Annotated in this window: 25 protein-coding genes and 1 rRNA gene (1 of these 26 cut by a window edge); 17 read left to right on the forward strand and 9 right to left on the reverse strand. The window is 30.6% G+C overall.

Going from position 1 to position 24538, the window contains the following annotated elements; translation table 11 throughout:
- The first annotated feature begins 118 nt into the window (after positions 1–118).
- From MED152_RS13150 to MED152_RS13170, 5 genes are all read left to right on the forward strand, one after another.
- Positions 119–1201: a LytTR family DNA-binding domain-containing protein gene (locus MED152_RS13150; protein WP_015482389.1), complete on the forward strand. Its 1083-nt coding sequence runs from the start codon at positions 119–121 to the stop codon at positions 1199–1201.
- A gap of 132 nt (positions 1202–1333) precedes the next feature.
- Entirely contained in the window at positions 1334–1690 is a 357-nt protein-coding gene (locus tag MED152_RS13155; protein ID WP_041384047.1) for a cytochrome c, read from the forward strand.
- An 8-nt stretch (positions 1691–1698) separates the two neighbouring features.
- Positions 1699–2118: an OB-fold putative lipoprotein gene (locus MED152_RS13160; protein ID WP_015482391.1), complete on the forward strand. Its 420-nt coding sequence runs from the start codon at positions 1699–1701 to the stop codon at positions 2116–2118.
- Positions 2119–2121: 3 nt separating this feature from the next.
- On the forward strand, positions 2122–2667 hold the full coding sequence (locus MED152_RS13165; RefSeq protein WP_015482392.1) for a YceI family protein: 546 nt from the start codon (positions 2122–2124) through the stop codon (positions 2665–2667).
- Positions 2668–2672: 5 nt separating this feature from the next.
- Positions 2673–3539, forward strand: a complete 867-nt coding sequence (locus MED152_RS13170) for a DUF5777 family beta-barrel protein (protein WP_015482393.1) — start codon at positions 2673–2675, stop codon at positions 3537–3539.
- Here MED152_RS13170 and prmC read toward each other — a convergent pair whose 3' ends face one another.
- Genes prmC through MED152_RS13185 form a run of 3 tightly spaced genes read right to left on the reverse strand, consistent with a single transcriptional unit; the run spans position 3540 to position 6322 of the window.
- Entirely contained in the window at positions 3540–4400 is an 861-nt protein-coding gene (gene prmC, locus MED152_RS13175) for a peptide chain release factor N(5)-glutamine methyltransferase (RefSeq protein WP_015482394.1), read from the reverse strand.
- A gap of 2 nt (positions 4401–4402) precedes the next feature.
- Entirely contained in the window at positions 4403–5827 is a 1425-nt protein-coding gene (gene cls, locus MED152_RS13180) for a cardiolipin synthase (RefSeq protein WP_015482395.1), read from the reverse strand.
- Between the two features lie 3 nt (positions 5828–5830).
- Entirely contained in the window at positions 5831–6322 is a 492-nt protein-coding gene (locus MED152_RS13185; protein WP_015482396.1) for a GNAT family N-acetyltransferase, read from the reverse strand.
- A gap of 154 nt (positions 6323–6476) precedes the next feature.
- Here MED152_RS13185 and ribD point away from each other — a divergent pair, with 154 nt between their 5' ends.
- From ribD to MED152_RS13205, 4 genes are read left to right on the forward strand one after another with little or no spacing between them, the layout of a single operon-like run.
- Positions 6477–7490: a bifunctional diaminohydroxyphosphoribosylaminopyrimidine deaminase/5-amino-6-(5-phosphoribosylamino)uracil reductase RibD gene (ribD, locus tag MED152_RS13190; RefSeq protein ID WP_015482397.1), complete on the forward strand. Its 1014-nt coding sequence runs from the start codon at positions 6477–6479 to the stop codon at positions 7488–7490.
- Entirely contained in the window at positions 7483–8091 is a 609-nt protein-coding gene (locus tag MED152_RS13195; protein WP_015482398.1) for an HAD-IA family hydrolase, read from the forward strand. The genes ribD and MED152_RS13195 overlap by 8 nt, the downstream gene beginning before the upstream one ends.
- Positions 8088–8951, forward strand: coding sequence for an EamA family transporter (locus tag MED152_RS13200; RefSeq protein ID WP_015482399.1), 864 nt, complete (start codon positions 8088–8090; stop codon positions 8949–8951). Before MED152_RS13195 ends, MED152_RS13200 begins: the two co-directional genes overlap by 4 nt.
- A complete protein-coding gene (locus tag MED152_RS13205) occupies positions 8951–9562 on the forward strand; it encodes a YigZ family protein (protein WP_015482400.1) in 612 nt (203 codons plus the stop codon). The genes MED152_RS13200 and MED152_RS13205 overlap by 1 nt, the downstream gene beginning before the upstream one ends.
- Here the strand turns inward: MED152_RS13205 and MED152_RS13210 are convergent.
- Positions 9551–9949 carry a thioesterase family protein gene (locus MED152_RS13210; protein ID WP_015482401.1) on the reverse strand — a complete coding sequence of 133 codons (399 nt, stop codon included), beginning with the start codon at positions 9947–9949 and terminating at the stop codon, positions 9551–9553. The two genes, MED152_RS13205 and MED152_RS13210, sit on opposite strands and share 12 nt — an antisense overlap.
- Positions 9950–10105: 156 nt before the next feature.
- Here MED152_RS13210 and dnaA point away from each other — a divergent pair, with 156 nt between their 5' ends.
- The 3 genes from dnaA to MED152_RS13225 are packed head-to-tail and all read left to right on the forward strand — an operon-like array spanning position 10106 to position 12718.
- Positions 10106–11533 carry a chromosomal replication initiator protein DnaA gene (dnaA, locus tag MED152_RS13215; RefSeq protein ID WP_015482402.1) on the forward strand — a complete coding sequence of 476 codons (1428 nt, stop codon included), beginning with the start codon at positions 10106–10108 and terminating at the stop codon, positions 11531–11533.
- A 9-nt stretch (positions 11534–11542) separates the two neighbouring features.
- The gene (locus tag MED152_RS13220) at positions 11543–11992 is read left to right on the forward strand and encodes a low molecular weight protein-tyrosine-phosphatase (RefSeq protein ID WP_015482403.1); all 450 of its coding nucleotides are present in this window, start codon (positions 11543–11545) and stop codon (positions 11990–11992) included.
- A gap of 21 nt (positions 11993–12013) precedes the next feature.
- A complete protein-coding gene (locus tag MED152_RS13225) occupies positions 12014–12718 on the forward strand; it encodes an SAM-dependent methyltransferase (RefSeq protein ID WP_015482404.1) in 705 nt (234 codons plus the stop codon).
- On the opposite strand, the gene MED152_RS13230 is transcribed toward MED152_RS13225, so the two are convergent.
- The 4 genes from MED152_RS13230 to dapF form a co-directional block, all read right to left on the reverse strand.
- A complete protein-coding gene (locus MED152_RS13230; RefSeq protein WP_015482405.1) occupies positions 12719–13300 on the reverse strand; it encodes a hypothetical protein in 582 nt (193 codons plus the stop codon).
- Between the two features lie 191 nt (positions 13301–13491).
- Positions 13492–14517: an endolytic transglycosylase MltG gene (gene mltG / locus MED152_RS13235; protein ID WP_015482406.1), complete on the reverse strand. Its 1026-nt coding sequence runs from the start codon at positions 14515–14517 to the stop codon at positions 13492–13494.
- Positions 14518–14545: 28 nt separating this feature from the next.
- On the reverse strand, positions 14546–15070 hold the full coding sequence (locus MED152_RS13240; protein WP_015482407.1) for a GNAT family N-acetyltransferase: 525 nt from the start codon (positions 15068–15070) through the stop codon (positions 14546–14548).
- Positions 15070–15840, reverse strand: coding sequence for a diaminopimelate epimerase (gene dapF, locus MED152_RS13245; RefSeq protein ID WP_041383720.1), 771 nt, complete (start codon positions 15838–15840; stop codon positions 15070–15072). The genes MED152_RS13240 and dapF overlap by 1 nt, the downstream gene beginning before the upstream one ends.
- 130 nt (positions 15841–15970) lie before the next feature.
- Between dapF and MED152_RS13250 the strand changes: the two genes are divergently transcribed.
- Together MED152_RS13250 and MED152_RS13255 are read left to right on the forward strand one after the other, a co-directional pair.
- Positions 15971–17365: a trypsin-like peptidase domain-containing protein gene (locus MED152_RS13250; RefSeq protein ID WP_015482409.1), complete on the forward strand. Its 1395-nt coding sequence runs from the start codon at positions 15971–15973 to the stop codon at positions 17363–17365.
- Between the two features lie 132 nt (positions 17366–17497).
- The gene (locus MED152_RS13255; protein ID WP_015482410.1) at positions 17498–18940 is read left to right on the forward strand and encodes a glyceraldehyde-3-phosphate dehydrogenase; all 1443 of its coding nucleotides are present in this window, start codon (positions 17498–17500) and stop codon (positions 18938–18940) included.
- A gap of 66 nt (positions 18941–19006) precedes the next feature.
- On the opposite strand, the gene MED152_RS13260 is transcribed toward MED152_RS13255, so the two are convergent.
- The gene (locus MED152_RS13260; protein ID WP_015482411.1) at positions 19007–19669 is read right to left on the reverse strand and encodes a hypothetical protein; all 663 of its coding nucleotides are present in this window, start codon (positions 19667–19669) and stop codon (positions 19007–19009) included.
- A 65-nt stretch (positions 19670–19734) separates the two neighbouring features.
- On the opposite strand from MED152_RS13260, the gene ligA reads away from it, so the two are divergent.
- From ligA to MED152_RS13275, 3 genes are all read left to right on the forward strand, one after another.
- Positions 19735–21732, forward strand: a complete 1998-nt coding sequence (gene ligA / locus MED152_RS13265; protein WP_015482412.1) for an NAD-dependent DNA ligase LigA — start codon at positions 19735–19737, stop codon at positions 21730–21732.
- Between the two features lie 36 nt (positions 21733–21768).
- The gene (locus MED152_RS13270) at positions 21769–22491 is read left to right on the forward strand and encodes a DUF4294 domain-containing protein (protein WP_238559143.1); all 723 of its coding nucleotides are present in this window, start codon (positions 21769–21771) and stop codon (positions 22489–22491) included.
- 747 nt (positions 22492–23238) lie between these two features.
- Positions 23239–24538, forward strand: a 16S ribosomal RNA gene (locus tag MED152_RS13275) (it continues 220 nt past the right edge of the window).

The raw sequence follows: 24538 nt of genomic DNA on the forward strand, positions 1-24538 counted from the left end.
GAAGATTGTTAGTTTCTGTTCTAAAAAACTAACTGAAAAGGAAAATTGAGCTTTAAAGACGAACATAATTTTTAGTAATAACTTAGAATAATCTTATCTTGTTCAATTTTAGTATCATATGAAAAAAGACAAACTTTATTTATTTACTTTTTTATCTATAGCTCTAATATTTTTATTGGGTGCTATTTTTATTTCGCAATTCTTAATTAAAGCAAGTGCTAAGCAACTTATAAAAGTTCAAGTAGAGTCTGCAAAAAGAGAGGCTAATGAAATTGCAGATTTTTTGAGTTTTCAGTTAGATAATAAAATTTCTAAACAAGAAAGTTTAGAACGTATTCAAGAAAATTTGTCTAATAATGCAACAGATACTTGGTTTATTAGTGTTTTTAATTGGAGTGGAAACGAAGTTGCAAATCCGAATAAATTAAAAGTAGGCCAACCTTTAAATTCCAATGAAAAATTATTGGCATCATTAATTGGCAAAAACTATTCAGATGAATTTTATGATATTTTAAAAAGTAGCAAGGAAATAGAATCAGAGGTTATTTATATTTCTCCTGTTAAAAATTCTGATTTAATTGTAGCTGCCAATGTGAATATCAAAAATGTTAGAGCACAGTTTTCTGGTTTAAAATCAGATTTCTACCTCACGTTTTTTATAATGGGCATCTTAATTACCTTACTTACTTTTATAGTAGTTCGTTATTTGGGTAGTGCTTACGAAAAGCAATTAGAAACAAAGTACGCCTCTTTAACCTCAGAGGTTATCAACTTATCTAAGTTGAATGCAGATTTAATTTCTTACAAAGAGAGAGTAGTAGAAGAACCTGTAGAAATAACTTCTGATGACAATACTGAGCAAGAAAAGAAAAGAATACTTACCTATATTAGAAATGAGTTAGTACCAATAGCAATTTCAGATATTGCTTACGTTTACACCGAAAATACTATTACCTATGTTGTTTGTTTTGATGGTAAAAAGTCTACAACAAACATGAGTTTAGATGATATGTACAACAATTTTGATGCTACTTTATTTTTTAGAGCAAACAGGCAATTTATAATTAGTATAGCAGCCATTGATAAGATTATTAAGTATGGTAAAAGTCAGTTAAAAATACTTTTACAATCTAAAACATCAGAAGAAATTATTATCAGTAAAAATAAAGCTGCCGAGTTTAAACAGTGGTTAAATATGTAAGGTTTTCAAATTTTTATTGATTTTTTGATGGCTGATTTTTCCTTTTTAAGCATAAATTTTCCTGTTGAGTGAATCTAATAGTATCATTTTAAATATAATATGTTTACTTTACTATCAATTAAAACAAATCCAATGAAATTATCTTACAACCTAAAATTTACTGTTTCTATAGTTTGTATATCACTTTTTTTTATGTCTTGTTTAACAAACGTAGAAGAACCTATTGTTGATGAAAATCCAGATGTTGACTCTTGTTCAACCATAACCTATTCATCAAATATAAAATCTATTATTGATGTTAATTGTGTTCAATGTCATGGAAATGGAGGTAATTTTCCAGATTTAACCACGTATGAAAATACTAGAGCAAATGCAGATTTGGTTAAATCAGAAACGCAAAGTAGAAGAATGCCTCAAGGAAGTTCTCTAACAAATTCAGAAATTGAAGCCATAGCTTGTTGGGTAGATGCAGGTGCTTTAAACAATTAAGTGAAAATATGAAATTCAAAAAAATAGTACTACCAATAATATTTCTTTCTATAGTTGTAGCAGTTGTTGCTTATAATGTATACAACAAACCACATGTAGATGTAGCTGATGCCAAAGCTGATGTAACAGTAACTGCAGAGAATTTGTTCTCGGAATTTTCTAAGGATGAAGTAAGGGCAAACACACAATATTTAGATAAAATTATTCAAGTTCAAGGTCTCATTCAAAATTTGAAAGTAGAAAATGAATTAGGAGTTGTTACGTTAAAAACGGAAGATGATTTTGGAACTGTACAATGTAATTTGTCTAGAGAAGCTACTAGTAATTTTAAGTTGCTGAAAAAAAACGATTTGGTTACCATTAAAGGCATATGTACAGGTTATTTAATGGATGTTGTTTTAGTTAAATCCGAAATTGTAAATCAATAAATTATGAAATCAATTATTACCATTTTCTGTATTTGCTTTTGCTTAGCAACAGTAAATTCACAAGAACGTTATTTTACAAAAAGCGGTTCAATTAACTTTTTCTCAAAAGCTCCTTTAGAAGATATTACTGCAGATAATAATCAGGTTTTAAGCATTATAGATGCTAGTAATTCTAAAATGGCCATTTCTATTTTAATGAAGTCCTTTTTGTTTGATAAAGCATTAATGCAAGAACATTTTAATGAAAATTATGTAGAATCAGATAAATACCCAAAAGCAACTTTTAAAGGGGAAATATTAGAATTTAATGAGCTTTCAGAAAATCCAAATGAATTTAAAGTAAAAGGTATTTTAAATATTCATGGAGTGGCTAAAGAAATTACTGTTAATGCTACTATGTATAAAAAAGACGATACCATTTTTGCTACTGGAAATTTCTTAATCAATTTAGAAGATTTTAATATTAAAATACCTGCTGTTGTTGCTAAAAATATTGCTAAAAATATTAAAGTAACCTTTAACTTTAAGCACACTCCATTCAAAAAATAAAACCAATGAAAAACCTACTAACCACAATTTTCCTATTCTTTTTAAGTACATTCATTTATGCTCAAGATGATCTGTTAGATATTTTAGACGATGAAAATGTGCAAACAGATCAATCTATGGTTACCTCTACATTTAAAGGAACTCGAATTATTAATGGGCACTCAGTAGAAAATAGAAAAGACAGAGAGTTAGAATTTATTATTTCTCATAGATTTGGACGTATAAATTCTGGTTTTTACGATTTGTTTGGTTTAGACAACTCAAACATTCGATTTTCTTTAGAATATGGATTAACAGACAACTTAACAATTGGTGCAGGTAGAAGTAGTTTCGAAAAAACTTACGATGGGTTTTTAAAGTATAGCTTGTTTAAACAAAAAACAGGAGCAAAGTCTTTTCCTTTTGCAATATCATTATTTGGGAGTGTTGCAGTAAAAACATTAAAAGACTATGATCCTGATGATAAAAGAACCTTTGCAGAAAGTTTGTCTTATGTTTCACAGGTTTTAATTGCAAGAAAAGTAAGCCCTTCTTTTTCATATCAATTAACACCTACCTACATTCATAGAAATACAGTTAGTATAGCAGCAGATCCTCATGATATTTTTGCTTTAGGTTTTGGTTCTAGAGTTAAAGTAAGTAAAAGGGTTTCTATTAATGGTGAGTATTTTTATGCCTTTGATAAATCAACTTCTATAAATGCAAGAAATTCTTTAGCTTTTGGTGTAGATATAGAAACAGGAGGTCATGTGTTTCAGCTCATTTTATCTAATGCTATTACCATGATTGAAAAAAGTTTTATAGCAGAAACTACAGGCGATTTTTTTGGAGGAGACATCCATTTTGGATTTAATATCTCAAGAACATTTTAATTATAGATTTGCTTTAAGCATTCTGTCATTTTTGAAAATGTCTTTTCTTAATTCAATAGCTTTATAGTGTTTCGTTTTAAGTAAAGCAATGGTTTCTTTACCTAAATATTGATTGATTTCAAAGAATAAGGAGCCGTTTTTTGTAAGATGATATAGAGCTAAATCAGCAATTTTGTTATAAAAAATCAAAGGATTATTGTCTTCTACAAACAAGGCAAGATGAGGTTCATTCTCTAAAACATTATTGTTGATTTCAACTTTTTCCAAATTTCTAACATAAGGAGGATTTGAAATTATGATATCGTAATTATCATCTAAATTCGATGTATTTAAAATATCTTTTTCTATAAAATTGATATTTACTTTATTAGCTAATGCATTTTTTTTGGCAATTTCTAATGCTTCATCAGAAACATCAATAGCAGAAATAGTAGCATTTGGCAATTCTTTGGCTAAACTAATGGGTATACAGCCTGTACCTGTGCCAATATCTAAAATTGAAATATTTTTGTTTTTATAAGTGTTATTGTTATTTATTTCCTCAATAATCCAGGCAACCAATTCTTCAGTTTCAGGTCTTGGAATAAGTGTGTTTTTGTTTACTAAAAAAGGATAGCCAAAAAACTCTGTATGCCCAATAATATATTGAATAGGTTCTTCTTTCTTTAATCTATCTATGGCATTATTTAAATCAGTTAGTTTTTGTTGGTTGATTTTAAAATCAGACTTTACAACTAAATCTACTGGTTTTAAATCCAAGAATTCATCAATCAATATCACTAAAAATGTATTTATTTCTGTGTTAGGATACAATTGTGAAAGAGAAGTGATAAAAATATTTCTGTATTCTTTTAAAGTCATACCTATAATAATGGGCTAAAAAAACGACAGATTCTTTCTAATGTTTTCTGTTTGTTAGATCGTTTTCTAAAAGTTTCTAAGTCTAATTTATTGGCTTTTTGTTTTCGCTCTTCAAACTCCTGTTTTATTTCTGAAGTAATGGTTTTACAGTAAATAATTGCGTTTAGTTCGTAGTTATGCTCAAAACTTCTGCAATCAAAATTGGTTGAGCCAACAGATGCTACATCATCATCAATAAAAATAACTTTACTGTGAGAAAAATCTTCTCTCAAATAAATTTCTACACCAGCTTTTAATAAAGTTTCAAAATAAGAATACATGCTGTAAGTGGCTACTTTAGAATCACTTTTTTTAGGTAATAAAAGGGTAACCTGAATACCACTTAAAGCAGCAATTTTAAAAGCTTCTAAAATTGCGAAAGTAGGCACAAAATATGGGTTTAACACGCATATACTTTTCTCTGCTAAGTTGATAAAGCTCAAGTATTGTTGCATAACCACAGATTGATCATAATCTGGTCCACTAGAAACAATTTGTATGGTGGTATCACCTCCATCCTTGCATAATTCTGTATATTTTTCTGTAGTTGTTAAATCTTTTTCTGTGGCGTAATAAAAATCTCGTAAAAAAGATTTATGAATGCTATTTACAGCACAACCATTTATGCGTAAATGGGTGTCTTGCCAAATACCAAGATCATTATCATGTATATACTCATCAGTAACATTTACACCACCAGTAAAACCTATTTCATTATCAATTATGGCTATTTTTCTGTGGTTTCTAAAGTTTAAAGAGAAAATAAAACTACCAAATTTAAACGGTGTTTCTGGGTAGATTTCTACACCTATTTCTTTTAATCGGTTTTTAGTTTTATTTTTTAAATAGTAGCTACCAATAGTATCGTACAAAATTCTAATTTCAATACCTTCTTTCCTTTTCTCTTCAATAATTTTAAGCATTTTAGACAACACTTCACCATTTTCTATAATATAGTATTGAAGGTGTATAAACTTTTTTGCATTCCTTAAAGCTTCGTAAAGTGCTTCAAAGGTTTCTTCTCCATTTTTTAGAAGGGTTACATTGTTTTTTTCTTCTGCACTTATGTTGGTAGTATTATATATAAGTTGCGATATTTTTTTTTGTTTAATGTTTTTTAAAACATCAAGGTTGGCATCATCTTTTGTTTCAAAAGACTTGGCAATAAAATTTTTCCTCTTTTTAGTTTCTTTTAGTTCAAAAAACTTGATTTTTCTTCGATTTATGCCAAATAGAATAAATGCAAATACTCCAAGAAAAGGAAAAAAGAAAGTGATTAAAATCCAACTTAAAGATTTGGAAGGTTTAACACCAAAATATAAGATATTATAGAAAGCCCAAAAGAACAGTAGTAAATGTGCACCTCCTAAAATGTAATATGTTATCATAACTTATATATCTTTAATCATCCACACATTACAATTGTAATGGGCAGTATTTCCCATTGGTTTTTCTAAATTAATAAAACCATTTCTTTTGTAAAGTTTTACAGCTGCTTGCATGTAAGGTAGGGTTTCTAAATAACAATTGGTAAACCCCAAGTCTTTAGCTTTGTCTAAACATTGCTTAATTAATTTAGAACCAAGACCTTTACCTCTAGCAATTGGTAAAAAGTACATTTTTTGTAATTCGCAAGTGCTGCCTTCAAAATTATCTAACTGTGCAATACCAGCACCACCAACTACTTTATTGTTATGAGTAACAACATAGTAAATACTTGTAGGTTTTTGATATTGTTGATACATGTTATCTGTAGCTTTATCTTCATAGGCTGTACCAACTTTTGGAGCACCCATTTCTAAAATTACTTCACGAATAACTTTAGCTAAAGCAGCATCATCCTTAGGTTGAATTTCTCTAATGATAAAATCTTCACTTGTCATTTAATACTGTATTTTTGCTGCAGCAAGTTACCTAAATTTTTAAAGAAATATAAGATAAATTAGAGGCTATCTTTATAAGTTTGTTTGCTAATTTAGCATGATTTTATAAAAAATATAATACACTATTAATCACGAAGTTTACATAGAACGTTGTTTGCAAATTGCTAAAAATGGCATTGGAGTTACAAGGCCAAATCCTAGTGTGGGTGCTGTAATTGTGCATCAAAACAAAATTATTGCAGAAGGTTTTACTTCTAATTATGGAGGAAATCATGCAGAAGTAAATGCAATAATTGCTGTAAAAGATAAAAGTTTGTTGAAAGAAGCAACAATTTATGTGACTTTAGAGCCTTGTTCTCACTATGGAAAAACGCCACCTTGTGCAGACCTAATCATCAAACACAAATTGAAAAAGGTGGTAATTGGTACTTTAGATACCAATAGTTTAGTAGCTGGCAAAGGAGTAGAAAGGATAGAAAAAGCAGGAATTGATGTTAAAGTTGGTGTTTTAGAAGAAAAGTGTAAAAAACATCATAAAAGATTTTTTACCAGTCAAAATAAGAAAAGACCATATGTTATTTTAAAATGGGCAACCTCTCAAGATGGTTTTATTGCTCCGTTAAAAAAAGAAGTTCAAAAACCAATTTGGATTTCTAATCAATATTCTCAACAATTGGTGCATAAATTAAGAAGCAAAGAGCATGCAATATTGGTAGGCACTAATACTGCAATAGCAGATAATCCTAAATTAAATGTTAGGTCTTGGTCTGGGAATAATCCTATTCGCGTTGTTCTCGATAAAAGTTTAAGAATTGAAAATAATTTAAACATATATGATAATAGTGTAAAAACTATTTTCATTACAGAAAAAGAGGTTCATAATTGTGGCGATGAAAGTAATATTATTTTTGAAAAAATAGATTTCAAACAAAAAATCGCTGAGCAAGTACTAGCTGTTTTACAGAAACACAACATACAATCTGTAATTATTGAAGGTGGTACACAAACCTTACAAACTTTCATAGACGAAAATTTGTGGGATGAAGCCTTTGTTTTTACTGGTGATGTTTGCTTAAATGATGGTATAAAAGCACCTGTTTTCGGGGGGCAAATTATTCATCAACAAGAAATAAAAAATGATACTTTAAAGATATATAAGAATGATTAAAAATATAATTTTTGACTTTGGTGATATTTTTATCAACCTAGATAAACAAGGCACATATAAAGCTATGGCTGAGTTAGGAGTTACAGAGATTTCTCAAGAAATGATTCAGGTATATCATAACTACGAAAAAGGATTAATTTCTACGGATGAATTTATTCGGTTTTACGAAGACAAGGTAAATTTAAAAAGAGAAGACTTGATTAATGCTTGGAATGCTGTTTTGTTAGACTTTCCAGAAAGCAGATTAAAATTTATTCAGGAATTAGCGCAAAGTAAAAAGTACAGACTATTCTTACTTAGTAATACGAATGATTTGCATATTAAATGGATTCAAAATTCAGTAGGTGCTGCATTTTACAATCAATTTAAAAGTAGTTTCGAGCAATTTTATTTGTCTCATGAAATACATTTTAGAAAGCCAGATGCTGAGATTTATGAATTTGTATTGCAACAAAATAATTTAGTAGCAAAAGAAACATTATTTGTAGATGATTTAAAAGAAAACACAGACTCAGCACATCAATTAGGTATTCATGTTTGGAATTTAGATCCTAGTAAAGAAGAGGTTTCTGAGCTATTCACTAAAAACACTATTCTTTGATCTACCTATTACTTAGCATATTAATTTCTACTGGTTTATTTGTCATTTTTAAATATTTTGGCATTTATAAGATTGATGTTTTAAAGGCTATTTTCATCAACTATATTGTAGCTTTTATTTTGGGGTTCACTTTTGCAGAAAGAGATTTTTCTGTGGTTGAAATTCCTAGCCAACCCTGGTTTTATGGCGCTTTATTTTTGGGTGCACTATTTGTGTCAATCTTTTTTGTTATGGCAATGACAGCACAAAAAAATGGAGTTTCAGTAGCTTCTGTTGCAGGTAAAATGTCTGTTGTAATTCCTGTTTTTTTTGGTGTTTTCTTGTATAATGAATCAGTAACCGTACTTAAAATTTTAGGTATAATTATAGCTTTGGTGGCAGTTTATCTGGCCTCTGTTAAAGACGATAAAGCAGCATCAAAAAATGCAGGACTTTTGTTTCCTGTGTTACTTTTTTTAGGATCAGGTACTATAGATACTACCTTAAAATATGTAGAAACTAATTATGTAGATAAAGCTGATGTATCTTTATTTTCTGGAAGCTTATTTGCAATTGCTGCTTTTTTTGCAGGGACAATTTTACTGATAAAAGCAGTAAAGAGTAAATCAAAATTCGGAATTAAAAATGTTATAGCTGGTTTAGTTTTAGGGGTGCCTAACTATTTTTCTATCGTTTTTTTAATCAAAGCTTTGCAAACAGAAGGTTTTGAAAGTTCTACGCTTTTTACTATAAATAATGTAGGTATTGTTATTGTTTCTACTTTGGTAGGGATCTTAATTTTTAAAGAGCAGTTTAGTCTCAAAAATAAGTTAGGTGTAGCTTTAGCCATTGTTGGAATAGTAATTGTAGCCATTGCATAATGAGTTTAGATAGCTATAAAACTATTGATGAGCCTACTAAGGAAACACTATTTAAGGATAGAAATAGTAAGTTTTTTGGTTTTGCTTTTCCTGTGAAAAGTGAAGATGATGTTAAGATCTGCTTGGAGGAAGTTAGAAAAATACATTATGCTGCACGTCATTTTTGCTATGCATATCAAATAGGAGTAGAAGACATTAAATACAGGGCAAATGATGATGGTGAACCTAATAACTCTGCAGGAATGCCTATCTATGGTCAAATACAATCTTTTGTGGTAACAAATATTTTAATAGTTGTTGTTAGATATTTTGGCGGTACTAAGTTGGGTGTAGGTGGTTTAATTAATGCCTATAAAACATCTGCTCAAATTACTTTAGAAGCATCAAACATAGTAGAGAAAACAATTGATGTATTTTTTCAATTGAATTTTGAATATGACATGATGAATAAAGTAATGCGAATTCTAAAAGAGAAAAACATCAATTTAGAAAGTCAAAAAATGGAGCTGGCTTGTGAATATGTGATTTCTATCAGAAAAAAAGAAGTGAAAACCGTATTTGAAATTTTCGATAATCTGTATAAAGTTAGCATCAAAAAACTAGAAGCCTAATTTTTCTAATAAATAGTCAGGGCATTTTATTGGCTTTTCTGTTTTCATATTTATAAAAGCTAAAGTTGATTTTCCTGTACAAATCATTTCATTTTGTTCATTAACTATTTCATAATTAAAATCAATTTTAACCATTGGCTTTTTAACGAGAAAAGTGGTGATAGTTAGTACATCATCATACAAAGCCGACTTTTTAAAATTACAGGTTAATGATATTACAGGCAACATAATGCCATTATTTTCCATACCTTTATAGGTAATACCCAGATTTCGAAGCCATTCAGTTCTTCCAAGTTCAAAATATTGTGCATAATTACCATGGTATACTACACCCATTTGATCTGTTTCTGAATAACGAACTCTAGTTTTTGTTGATGATTTTTTCAATTATAATAAACATTTTCTATGATGCATTTTACGTAAAAAAAAGTTAATAATCAATAGTAAAATCGTTTTTTTATACTGTTTTTTATTCACATTTTTGTAATGCTTAAGAAAAGAACCAACCAACAAAATTTTAACCAAAAAACAAGTTAGTCATTAATGAGTTATACTGCTGAATCCGTTTGGACAGACTGTTTATCTTTTATAAAAGATAATATTAAGCCACAAGCCTATAAAACATGGTTTGAACCTATAAAACCGGTTAAACTTTCTGGAGAAGCATTAACGATTCAAGTACCTAGTAAGTTTTTTTATGAATGGTTAGAAGAGCATTACATTAAATTATTGCGTGTTGCATTAGTAAGACAATTGGGTAATGATGCCAAATTGATTTACGATGTAAAAATGGAAAACAATTATAGCAGTAATAGACCGCAAATTGTTAAAATCCCTAGTTCTAATAGAGATCCTTTAAAACCACAGAGAGTTACTGTACCTTTAGAATCTAATAAAAGAGAATTAAGAAATCCGTTTATTATTCCTGGTTTACAGAAAGTAAAAATTGAATCGCAATTAAATCCTAATTATAGTTTTGCAAATTTCGTAGAAGGAGATTCTAACAGATTAGCACGTTCAGCAGGTATGGCTGTTGCCAACAAACCTGGTGGAACATCATTTAATCCATTATTAATTTATGGTGGAGTTGGTTTAGGTAAAACGCATTTATCGCATGCAATTGGTGTTGATATTAAAGACAAATATCCAGACAAAACTGTTTTGTATATTTCTTCAGAGAAATTTACGCAGCAATTTATAGACTCTGTAAAGTCTAATACTAGAAATGATTTTATTCATTTTTATCAAATGATTGATGTCTTAATTATAGATGACGTTCAATTCTTATCAGGTAAAGCTGGTACACAAGATGTATTCTTTCATATTTTTAATCATTTACATCAAAATGGTAAACAGGTAATTTTAACTTCGGATAAAGCGCCTGTAGATATGCAAGATATAGAGCAGCGTTTATTATCTAGATTTAAATGGGGTTTATCAGCAGAATTGCAGGCACCAGACTACGAAACTCGAATTTCTATTCTTCAAAACAAATTGTTTAGAGATGGTGTAGAAATGCCAGAAGAAATTATAGAATATATTGCTAAGAACATAAAATCTAATGTTAGAGAATTAGAAGGGGTTATAATTTCTATGATTGCTCAAGCTTCTTTTAACAGAAGAGAATTTTCTATTGAGTTAGCAAAACAAATTGTAGATAAGTTTGTAAAAAATACTAAGAAAGAAGTTTCTATAGATTACATTCAGAAAGAAGTATCTAAATATTTTGATATGGATGTAGCTACTTTACAATCTAAAACAAGAAAACGTCATATTGTACAGGCGCGTCAATTAGCTATGTTTTTTGCAAAAAGATTAACTAAAACTTCATTGGCAAGTATTGGTAATCAAATTGGGCAAAGAGATCATGCCACTGTTTTACATGCTTGTAAAACTGTAGATAATCTTACAGAAACAGACAAGCAATTTAAAAAATACGTAGACGATCTTACAAAGAAGTTAACCTTCTAAATCTTTATCATGACTAAAGTACTTATGGTTTGCTTGGGGAATATTTGTCGTTCACCATTAGCAGAAGGTATTTTGCAATCTAAAATTAATACAGATACAATTTTTGTTGATTCTGCAGGAACAGCAGCTTATCATGTGGGTAATTTGCCTGATGAACGTTCAATAGCAGTTGCTCAGAAATATGGAATTGATATTACGAATCAAAGAGCAAGAAAATTTACTAGCAAAGACTTTGATGAGTTCGACTTCATTTATGCTATGGATGAAAGTAATTATCAAAATATTGTAAGTCTTGCCAGAAATAGCGAAGATGAAAAAAAAGTACATTTGATTTTAAACGAATCTCAACCTAATCAAAATTTATCTGTTCCAGATCCTTATTATGGTGGAAAAGATGGTTTTGAAAATGTTTATCAAATGTTAGATGAAGCCTGCACTGTAATCGCTTCTAAGTTATAATTAATTAAAATTTTATTTACAATGATTGGTAAGCTCTATTTAATTCCAACTACTTTAGGAGAAACAGAACCTTTAGAGGTAATGCCACTATCAGTAAAAAAAGTGGTAGAACAAATAGATTACTACATTGTAGAAAATGAAAAATCTGCAAGACGATTTATTAAGAAAATATCTCCCAAAAAATCGCAACCTTCCCTTACTATTAAGTTATTAGACAAATATGCAGTAGAAGAAGAAACACAAACCTATTTAGATGTTTGTGCTCAAGGATTTAATGTAGGTTTGCTTTCAGAAGCAGGTGTGCCTGCAATTGCAGATCCAGGTGCAAGTATTGTAAAGTTAGCACATGAAAAAAATATTCAAGTGGTTCCTTTAGTTGGGCCTAGTTCAATTTTAATGGCTATGATGAGTTCTGGAATGAATGGTCAGAACTTTGCTTTTAATGGTTATTTGCCTATAGATAAAGGTGAGCGTAAAAGAGCTATTAAAGATTTAGAAAGGCTTTCTTTAGATAAAAATCAAGCTCAAATTTTTATAGAAACACCTTATAGAAACGAAAAAATGTTGGCAGATTTAAAATCGATTTTATCGCCAAGTACCAATTTATGCATTGCAGCAGATATTACATTGCCTAGTGAATATATAAAAACGCTTGCTATAAAAGATTGGAAACATCAACAGCCAGATTTACATAAGAAACCAGCCATATTTATAATTCAGAAATAATTATACTTTAGCTTTTCTATCGGCTTTAATAACGCTTACATCATAATTCGCAAACTTTTTCATATACATTTGAATAGTTGCGCCATAAGCATCTTTAAAACGTTCTGTACCATTACTTCTTAGAAACTTTTTTACGTTTCCTGCTCCACTTAAATGAGCTGAGGCCAAAATACCAGATTCTGTAATTTTAATTCCGTTAATGGTTTTACCCACTGAACGTTCTATATCTTTTCTTAGAATCCATTTGTTTACGCTACATAAAGCAATAAATGCTTTTTCTTGTTGCTCAGGATTATTTAAAAAAGCTTTGGTATCATAAATTCTAAATCGTTCTAAAGTTGTTCTACCAAATTGATATTTACCTAAGTAACCTAAAGTATTAATTACTCTGTATTTACCTTGAGATTCTTTAAAAGCAACAGCTTCTTTGAAAGCAACAAAGTTTTTTTGTAAATAAGGAATGTTGTAGTCTACGTAAACAGGATTTGTATCTGCTTTTACTGGGGATTTCTTTTCAGTAACTTCAGTAGCTGCAGTTAGCACTAAAGTTAAAGCTATAAGAAATAAAAACTTTTTGATCATAATAACCTTTGTTTTACGGGTGCAAATTTAAGATTATTTTTGAAAACACTGATAATCAGAAGATTAATTTCGTCGAAATTATGTATTTGAACGTTTATAGGTGTTTTTATTAAGATTTTAGGCTTACTATATCGTTTGCTTTTAGGAATTACATAACAAAAAGAGAGAATTAGGCTTTATTTGATAAATACTTACCTATTTACGCCTTGTTTATTAAGCCAGGCTTGATATTCTCTTGCATTTCTAGCGTGTTCAGCCAAGCTATTTGCAAACTTATGATAGCCAAAATTGTCTATATCGACACACATATAATAATAGTTATGTTCTTTATAATTCAATACACCATCTATAGAAGAAATGTCTGGCATGCTAATTAAAGAAGGTGGTAAGCCTCTATATTTATAGGTATTGTAAGGTGAGTTTATTTCTAAGTCAACATTCAAAACTCGTTTTACAACAAAGTCTTGACCTTTAACTTCTTTAATGGCATAAATTACAGTAGGATCTGCCTGTAAAGGCCAACCATTTTTTAGACGATTTAAGTATAAACCAGCTACAATTGGTTTTTCTGTTTTCTTTGCAGTTTCTTTTTGTACAATAGAGGCCAGTGTAATTACTTCAGATTTTGTCATCCCTAAAGCTTTGGCTTTAGCCAATCTACTTTTATTCCAGAAACGCTTATATTCTAACAATAGCTTATCTCTAAACTGATCTGCAGAAACTGTCCAATAAAATTGATAACTATTAGGAATGCAAATTTGCAATACTGATTTAGGAGTTAGATTATTTGCTTTAAGAAATTCTTCATTTTTAAAAGAAGTTATTATAGAAGTGGAATCTGTTGCAATTTGTTCTGCAATTCTACCTGCAAATTTTTCTAAAGTATCTTGATTGTTAAAGGAAACTTTAACTGCAGATTGATTTCCAATTCTAAGCATGTTTACCAAATCGTTGTTAGACATGCCTTCTTTTAAAATATATCTACCAGGTTTAACTTTTGAAAAGCTTTTTTTCGAGGCCACCCAAAGAAAATAGTCTGGTTTGTCAGAAAAAGGAGCAATCTTTTTGTTGATGTTATTCAAATCATCTGTATCATATACAAAAAGCTCAGTTTCTTTATTAATTGCTGACCCAAAAATGTTTTGATAGTAAGTATACGTAATTACAGATAAAATAATAATTACAATAATCGCTAATATGCCTAGTTTCTTTTTCAAAATGGAAAACTCTTAAATTTTAGCAAAACTAATCATTTATCAATTGGTAAAGAATTTCATCCTTAAATTTTCCTTGAGATAAAATCCAATCTTGTTTAACGCCTACAACTTTAAAGTTTTTACTTTCAAATAATTTGATGCTCTTTAAATTATCAATGGTAATATTCGCATACAATTGATGTAAATTTAAGTGTGTAAAACTGTAATTTATTAAAATAGATAAGGCCTCAGTTGCAAATCCATTTTTCTGATAATTTGGTGTTATTAAAATGCCAACTCCAGCTCTTTTATGCTGAGGATTAAAATCAAACAAATCAATTAAGCCTATCTTTTCATGAGAATTTGCATCAACAATCATGAGCCTTAATTGTTTTGCTTCAAAAATATCTAAATGAGCATTTTCTAAATATTGTTTCAAAACATATTTAGAAAACGGAGTTTGTGTATGGCTAACCTCCCAAAACGATTCATTGTTTTCTATTTGAAATAAAAATTTTAAATCTTCTGGCTCTAAAGCTCGTAAATAAACAGTTTTACCCTTAAGTGTTGCCATTAAATTTCAATTTCTCCTTTAAAAATAAAAGTGGCTGGTCCTTTTAAAAACACATTAGTGTAAACACCATTTTCTTCTTTAAAAGAAACTTCTAAAAGACCACCTTCTACAGGAAGTGAAATATTATTACTATTTGTCTTCCCAGTTTTATGCATGGCCAAGGCTACTGCAGTTACACCTGTTCCACAAGCTAAAGTTTCGTTTTCTACTCCCTTTTCATAGGTTCTAACCCTAAAGGTAGTATCATTTAATTGCTGTGCAAAATTTACATTACTACCTGGATTTTCATAAGAGTTTCTTATTTTTCTACCATTTTCGTAAACAGGATATTCCTCTAGGTCGTTCACCATTTCTACATGATGCTGTGTACCTGTATATGTAAAAATTGAATTTTCTTTTACTTGAAACTCTGAGACATCTATCATTTGTAAAGAAATGAAATCATTATTTACAGATGCAAAATGAGAACCATCAACTGCAGTAAATGTGGTTTCTTGGTCAATCATTTTTAAGTGTTTTGCAAAAGCGACTGCACATCTTGCTCCATTACCACAAAAAGTTTCACTTCCATCTGCATTGTAATAAATCATTTTAAAATCATAATCAGCATCTTCTTCAATAAGAATAATTCCATCTGCACCTATACCAAAATGTCTATCACAAATTTCTGAAATTTTGTCAGTATTTTTTTTTGGAAAGATTTTTGTTCTGTTATCAATCATCACAAAATCGTTTCCTGTTCCTTGATATTTTAAAAAAGGTAAATTCATGCAACAAAGGTAATGATTTACGTGTAAAATTAGTTCTGTTAAAACACGGTTAAAAGTAGTTAAAACCAAGTTAAACAGATTTTTTGAAAATGTTAAAATTGTATATTTACTTAATTAAAAATTTAGATTTATGAAGAAATTTTTTAGTTTTTTAGGAATGGCATTTTTAGGAGGAGCTCTAACTTTAGGAGGGTATAAAATGCTTTTTGATGAGCCAGTCGCTCAAAATAATTTACAAAACGCTTCTTTACCTGCAATTCAGGCAAATTATAATCCAGCTTTTAACGAGGCAGCACCTGCATTAAATGCAGAATCTGTAGATTTTACTCTGGCTGCAGAAAGAACAGTAAATTCTGTGGTTCACGTTAAAAATACATCTACAAGAACACAGCAGAGTCCTTTAGATATTTTCTTTGGTACAGGAAATGGTATTAGAAAGTTTGAGCAAGTAGGTACTGGAAGTGGAGTAATTATTTCTGCAGATGGTTATATTGTAACAAATAATCATGTTATTGATAATGCAACTTCAATTGAAATCACGTTAAATAACAAGAAAAAATACGAAGCAGAGTTAATTGGGGCAGATGCTACAAATGACATTGCATTGTTAAAAATTAATGCAGATATAGATTTACCATATACTACTTTTACCAACTCAGATAATGTAAAAATAGGTGAGTGGGTATTAGCAGTTGGTAATCCATACAACTTAACATCTACAGTAACTGCAGGTATTGTAAGTGCAAAAGGTAGAGATTTAGAAGGTAATGGAAACATCGAATCTTTTATACAAACAGATGCAGCTGTAAATCCTGGAAATAGTGGAGGAGCCTTAGTAAACACTAGAGGAGAATTGGTGGGTATAAATACTGCAATATCTTCTAAGACAGGTTCATTTATTGGATATTCTTTTGCTGTACCATCTAATATCGCAAAGAAAATTGTAGACGACTTATTAGAATTTGGTGCTGTACAAGAGGCAATTTTAGGTATTGGTATTGATAATACTTACGAAGATGAAGGGGTTAGAGTAGGAAAAGTGTATTATGATGAAGGTGCCAACAACAATCAATTTAAAGAAGGAGATGTTATAAAAAGCATCAATAATGTCAAAATTTCTAAATTCTCTGAATTAAAAGGGCAGTTAACTGCAAAAAGACCTGGAGATTATGTTGATGTAACTTTAGAAAGAGAAGGTGAATTAATAACTAAAAAGATTATTTTAAATAAAAGGGACAGTTACGTTTCTAATGCTCTAAGAATTTCTGTGAAGGATTTAACTAAGAAGGAAAAGAAGAAATTCGACATAAAAGGTGGGGCCAAAATTATTCAAAATGCAAACAGAACCTTAACTTATTACGGTATCACAGAAGGCTATATTATAACAAAAGTAAATAAGAAGCCTGTGTTAACTGCTGCTGAAGCCATAAAGAATATACAGAGCAGTAATTTCGGAAATGGTAACCCATTATTCTTGGAATTAATAAATCCGAAAGGAGAAGTAGAGAAGTTTGTAATTAGATAATTATTGATTTACTAAAATTTAATCCTGATGATTTCATCAGGATTTTTTTTATTCTAAACTTTTCACGAAATCGATTTCGTGTTTTAAAAAAAAGAAATACTTTTGCAAAAATTTTAAAATAGCAACACAACTATGTCATCAATTTTAGATTACGAAAAAGAAGTTTCTTCGCAAGCACAAACAAGAAGAGCTACTGTAGAGTTTATTAATATCGTAAATGATTTATGGTATGATAAATCTATTGAACTTGTACTTTTTAGAAATCCGTTAGTAGATAAAAGAGCTAGTGAGGTTTTAAATTTAATTGATTATGCAAAAGAATTTGTAAATAAACCAATTACAATTCAAGATGCGTTAAGTATTGCAAAAGCAATACAACAAATAGATTTACCATCATCTAAATTAGATATTGGTAAATTGGCTTACGAATGTCATTTAAATCCTAAAAGTTGCGAAGACAAAATTGCATTTGTAAAAAAACAATTAAAAGATGTAACCGAAGCAAAAAATATAACACCTAAAGATGTTGTATTGTATGGTTTTGGTAGAATTGGACGTTTATTGGCAAGAGAGTTAATGACAAAAATGGGTAAAGGCTCTCAATTAAGATTAAGAGCAGTTGTTACTCGTGGTGAAATTACGCAAGCTGTTTTAGATAAAAGAGCTTCTTTATTAAGTATAGATTCTGTTCATGGAGATTTTTTGGGTACTGTACAAACAGATATCGAAAACAAAGCTTTAATTATTAATGGTACAACTGTACATATGATTTCTGCCAAAAACCCAGAAGATATAGATTATACAGCATATAATATTAACGATGCTTTAATTATAGATAACACTGGTGCTTTTAGAGATGATGTTGCCTTAGCTAGACATTTAAAAGCAAAAGGTGCAAGTAAGGTTTTATTAACTGCACCAGGTAAAGGAATACCAAATATTGTACATGGAGTTAATCATAAACAAAACGATCCTGATAAGGTAGATATCTTTTCAGCTGCTTCTTGTACAACGAATGCAATTACGCCAGTTTTAAAAGTTTTAGAAGATAATTTCGGAATTAAAAAAGGACATTTAGAAACCATTCATGCGTATACTAATGATCAAAACTTAGTAGATAACATGCACTCTAAATACAGAAGAGGTAGAGCTGCTGCCTTAAATATGGTAATTACAGAAACTGGTGCAGGTAAAGCTGTTTCTAAAGCATTGCCAGCATTAGAGGGTAAATTAACTTCAAATGCAATTCGTGTTCCTGTTCCAAATGGTTCTTTAGCTATTTTAAGTTTACAATTAAGAACAGAAGTTACTACAGATGTTATAAATGCGATAGTAAAACAAAATGCTTTAGAGGGTGATTTAGTAGAGCAAATTAAATATTCTTTAGATAACGAACTGGTTTCTTCAGATATTATTGGATCTACAGCTCCATCAATTTTTGATAGCAAAGCTACTATTACAGATGGCGATTCTATAGTGATTTATGTTTGGTATGATAATGAATATGGATATTCACATCAAGTAATGCGTTTGGCAAAACACATTGCAAAAGTAAGAAGGTATACATATTATTAGTAGTAGCCTTTTACATTATAAAAAGAAAACCCAAAACTTTTGTTTTGGGTTTTCTTTTTTATAGTATTATTCCTCTTCATAAAAAGAGATATTTGCATCAAATTCTTCGTTAATAAATTCTTGACTACTCATAAAATAGTCAGAGGTAATTAATTGATACTGATTTTCTGTTTTGTTCAGAAACCAAATAATGTCATTCGCTTCTTCAAAAGCTTCTTCAGCATCTAATTGATTATGAAATAATCTTTTAATTACATTGTGGCTATCTAAATTTTGAGCAAAACATTTTAATACAATTTCTTTGGTGATGTCTTTATCAGCATTCATTTTAGGAGTAATATCAAAATCAATAATAGTTGCTTTTGCATTAGGGAATTTACCATTAAACGCCTTATACAGTAATTGATTAATAATAAATAGTGTTTTATGTAATTCAATTCTTGGGTATTCTTCAGATATTTTATCAACCAACATCTCATAAGAAACAGAATCAATTTGATGTTCATTCATTTCGTTAGACAATTTGTAATCTAGAACAATTCTGGCTGCTTCACTAGGGTCTTTATCTGCAATTGCCATAAAAAGCAATTCCCTTACTTCTTTTAAATCAGTACTTTCCACATTAGGTAATTCAAAACGCTCTAAAAGCACTTTAAAATCTTCTAAATTCCATGCATTATCTAGGTCGTCAACTGTAGAAAATTTATGTATTTTTATAGCGTATTTCATTTCTTTATCATTTTAGATTTATAGAAATATACAGTTAAAAACGCCGTAAACAAAGTTTTATTAATATGAATGTTCAAGAAAGAATCATAGAATTACGTAACGAACTAAATAGACACAATTACAATTACTATGTTTTAGATAATGCTACGATTTCTGATTTTGAATTTGATATTAAATTAAAGGAGTTAGATAAGTTAGAGCAGGAGAACCCTCTTTTTTTCGATGCCAATTCACCAACGCAAAGAGTAGGAGGTACTATCACCAAAAACTTTAATACTGTAGTTCATAAAAACAGAATGTATTCTTTAGATAATTCTTATTCTAAAGATGATCTGTTAGATTGGGAAAAACGAATTCAAAAAATATTAGGGACTACAGAAATTTCATACACTTGCGAACTAAAATACGATGGTGCATCTATTAACCTAACTTATGAAAATGGTCAGTTTATAAAAGCAGTAACTAGAGGTGATGGCTTTCAAGGGGATGAAGTAACTAATAATATAAAAACCATTTTATCTATTCCTTTAAGTATTCAAGATGACTTTGTAAGTAATTTTGAAATGAGAGGTGAAATCATTTTACCTTTAGATGGTTTCAATAAAATGAACCAAGAAAGAGTTGCGAATGGAGAAGAAGAATACAGAAACCCAAGAAATACAGCAAGTGGGAGTTTAAAATTACAAGACAGTGCAGAAGTTGCAAAAAGACCTTTAGACTGTTTGTTGTATCAAGTAGTTACAGAAGAGCGCAAATACAAAACCCATTTTGAAAGTTTAGAACAAGCAAGAAAAGTCGGTTTTAAAGTTCCTAAAACCATAAAACTTGTAAATTCAATAGATGAAGTTTTTGAATTTGTTAATCTTTGGGATACTAAAAGACAAGATTTACCATATGAAACAGATGGTATTGTTATTAAAGTAAATAATTTGCAGCAGCAAGAAGAGTTGGGCTATACTTCTAAAGCTCCAAGATGGGCTATTGCTTATAAATTTAAAGCAGAACAAGAAGCTACCTTACTAAACGAAATTACATATCAAGTTGGTAGAACAGGTGCAATTACTCCAGTTGCCAATTTAGATCCAGTGCAATTGGCAGGTACAACTGTTAAAAGAGCATCTTTGCACAATGCAGATCAAATTGAAAAGTTAGATGTTAGAATAAATGATACTGTTTTTGTAGAAAAAGGTGGAGAAATAATTCCAAAAATTGTTGGGGTTGATTTTTCTAAACGTCCAGAAAATTCTGAGCCAACAGTATATGCAACCAATTGCCCTGAATGTGGTACAGAATTGGTTAGAACTGCAGGTGATGCAAAACACTACTGTCCAAACGAGTTTGGTTGTGCTCCACAAATTACAGGAAGAATTCAACATTTTATTTCTAGAAAAGCAATGGATATTGATGGTTTAGGAGGAGAAACTGTAGATTTACTGAGAAAAGAGGGTTTAATTCAGAATTATGCAGATCTTTATGAGTTAACTGTAGAGAAAGTGTTACCATTAGAAAGAATTGCAGAAAAGTCTGCCAAGAATCTAATTAACGGTATTGAAAAATCAAAAGAAATTCCGTTTGAAAAAGTATTATTTGCTTTAGGAATTCGTTTTGTAGGAGAAACTGTGGCTAAAAAGTTAGCCAAGCATTTTAAATCTATAGACAATTTAATGGCTGCAGATTTCGAAACTTTGGTGGCTGTAGACGAGATTGGAGATCGAATTGCACAGAGTATTATCGATTTTTCATCAAACTTAACTAGTATACAACTTGTAAATCGCTTAAAAGAGGCAGGATTGCAATTATCGGTTTCAGCTGAGAGTTTAGAAAATCAAACAGATAAACTTAAAGGACAAATATTTGTGGTTTCTGGAGTATTTCATCAAATGAGTAGAACAGAATTGAAAAAGGCTATAGAAGATAATGGAGGTAAAGTAAGCTCTTCTATTTCTAAAAAGACCAATTTTATTGTGGCTGGTGATAATATGGGGCCATCGAAACTAGCAAAAGCCGAAACTCTAGGCATACAAATAATATCAGAGCAAGATTTTATCAATAAAATTGCTTAGATACTTTGGCTTAATTTATGATAATCATATAAAGATTTGAAAAAAATACTATACATATATATAATGTGTGTTTCTATTGCTGCTTTTTGTCAGAAAAAAGAGGTGTTAGATTCGTTACCTAATAATATAGAGGATTATATTTTTGTTAAACCAGGAGATAGTATAACCATTAATTTAAATGAGATTACATTATTACCAAAACAAAAATTTAAGTCTAAAGATGATATTCGATATTACTTATGGTTTAGAAGAAAAGTATTTAAGGCATATCCTTATGCAATTTTAGCATCAAAAAGATTAGACTCTTTAAATGTTAGGTTAAGTAAAATAAAATCGAAACGTAAAAAAAGAAAATACACTAGACAAGTTCAAAAGTATATTGAAGGTGAATTTACAGATCAAATTAAAAAAATGACAAAAACTGAAGGTCGTATTTTAATTAAATTGATTCATCGTCAAACAGGAGAAACCGCTTTTAACAATATAAAAGAGTTAAGAAGTGGGTGGAAAGCATTTTGGTACAACACAACAGCCAACCTTTTTAAACTTTCTTTAAAGGATGAATATGATCCAGAAAATGTAAATGAAGATTATTTAATTGAAGATATCTTGCAAAGAGCATTTAGAGATGGAACCTTAGAAAGTCAAAAAACAAAACTTGAGTTTGATTTTTCTGACATTATTTTAAAAAACAAAGCAGAAATTAATGTCGAAAAGTATAGGGTGATGTTTTCAAAAATGAAAAAGAAGAAAAAATAAATCCAATTTTTGATATTTTCTGGTCTTCAAAACGAATATTTTCTGCACTAAACCATATAACCAATAAGTATTCAAATACTCATTTAATTCTATATGATGATCATTGATTAAAAAGTTAGTATTTTTTTACATTTTTTTTGGTGTTGTAAGTTTCATGTTTAGAGAGATTTGCGGTTTGGGTTTAAAAAGATTTATAATTTTTATTGAGAAATAGTTGTGGGAATAGAAATGAGTTGTATATTTGCACCCGCTAACGGAAATATGAGTATGTTAGTTTAGTTCATTAAGATGTTGTTTTTGGGGTTTAGTTTAAAGGATTCTGGTTTTTGATTTAGGATGGAATTTTTTTCATTTTTAATTAGGTTTGTAAGGTTATTTAATAGTATCTTTGCAGTCCGATTTTTTCGGGAAAAAAGTTCAGTTTTTTAGGGGTTAAAAAATAAATTTAATTTTTTTTATTTTTTTATTGTCAGAATAAAAATAGTTTCTATATTTGCACCCGCTAACAAAAACAGCGAAAAAGTTCAGAGAGATTTTGGAATAAGATTTAACAATTTTAGATAGTTCGATTCTATCATTTCTACAAAGTTTGATATTAAGATTAGGTTGAGAGATATTTAGTTTTTAGTTCAAATAAGTTCATTGAAAATATTGAAATTGACAGCGTAAACAAAGAGTAGAATAACCACATTAGTTTAGATTAATGTAATTCTTTTGAAACTTATTCATTCATATTATTTAAAATATACAATGAAGAGTTTGATCCTGGCTCAGGATGAACGCTAGCGGCAGGCTTAACACATGCAAGTCGAGGGGTAACATTAGTGCTTGCACTAGATGACGACCGGCGCACGGGTGCGTAACGCGTATAGAATCTACCTTTTACAGGGGGATAGCCTTTAGAAATGAAGATTAATATCCCATAGTATTGCGAAGTGGCATCACTTTGTAATTAAAGATTTATCGGTAAAAGATGACTATGCGTCCTATTAGTTAGTTGGTAAGGTAACGGCTTACCAAGACTTCGATAGGTAGGGGTCCTGAGAGGGAGATCCCCCACACTGGTACTGAGACACGGACCAGACTCCTACGGGAGGCAGCAGTGAGGAATATTGGGCAATGGAGGTAACTCTGACCCAGCCATGCCGCGTGCAGGAAGACTGCCCTATGGGTTGTAAACTGCTTTTATACAGGAAGAAACACTGCTACGTGTAGCAGCTTGACGGTACTGTAAGAATAAGGACCGGCTAACTCCGTGCCAGCAGCCGCGGTAATACGGAGGGTCCGAGCGTTATCCGGAATCATTGGGTTTAAAGGGTCCGCAGGCGGTCAATTAAGTCAGAGGTGAAATCCCATAGCTTAACTATGGAACTGCCTTTGATACTGGTTGACTTGAGTCATATGGAAGTAGATAGAATGTGTAGTGTAGCGGTGAAATGCATAGATATTACACAGAATACCGATTGCGAAGGCAGTCTACTACGTATGTACTGACGCTCATGGACGAAAGCGTGGGGAGCGAACAGGATTAGATACCCTGGTAGTCCACGCCGTAAACGATGGACACTAGTTGTTGGGCATTAGCTCAGTGACTAAGCGAAAGTGATAAGTGTCCCACCTGGGGAGTACGATCGCAAGATTGAAACTCAAAGGAATTGACGGGGGCCCGCACAAGCGGTGGAGCATGTGGTTTAATTCGATGATACGCGAGGAACCTTACCAGGGCTTAAATGTAGTATGACAGGTTTAGAGATAGACTTTTCTTCGGACATATTACAAGGTGCTGCATGGTTGTCGTCAGCTCGTGCCGTGAGGTGTCAGGTTAAGTCCTATAACGAGCGCAACCCTTGTCGTTAGTTGCCAGCATGTAAAGATGGGGACTCTAACGAGACTGCCGGTGCAAACCGAGAGGAAGGTGGGGATGACGTCAAATCATCACGGCCCTTACGTCCTGGGCCACACACGTGCTACAATGGTATGGACAATGAGCAGCCATCTGGCAACAGAGAGCGAATCTATAAACCATATCACAGTTCGGATCGGAGTC

The organism is Polaribacter sp. MED152 (assembly GCF_000152945.2).
Classification (GTDB): domain Bacteria; phylum Bacteroidota; class Bacteroidia; order Flavobacteriales; family Flavobacteriaceae; genus Polaribacter.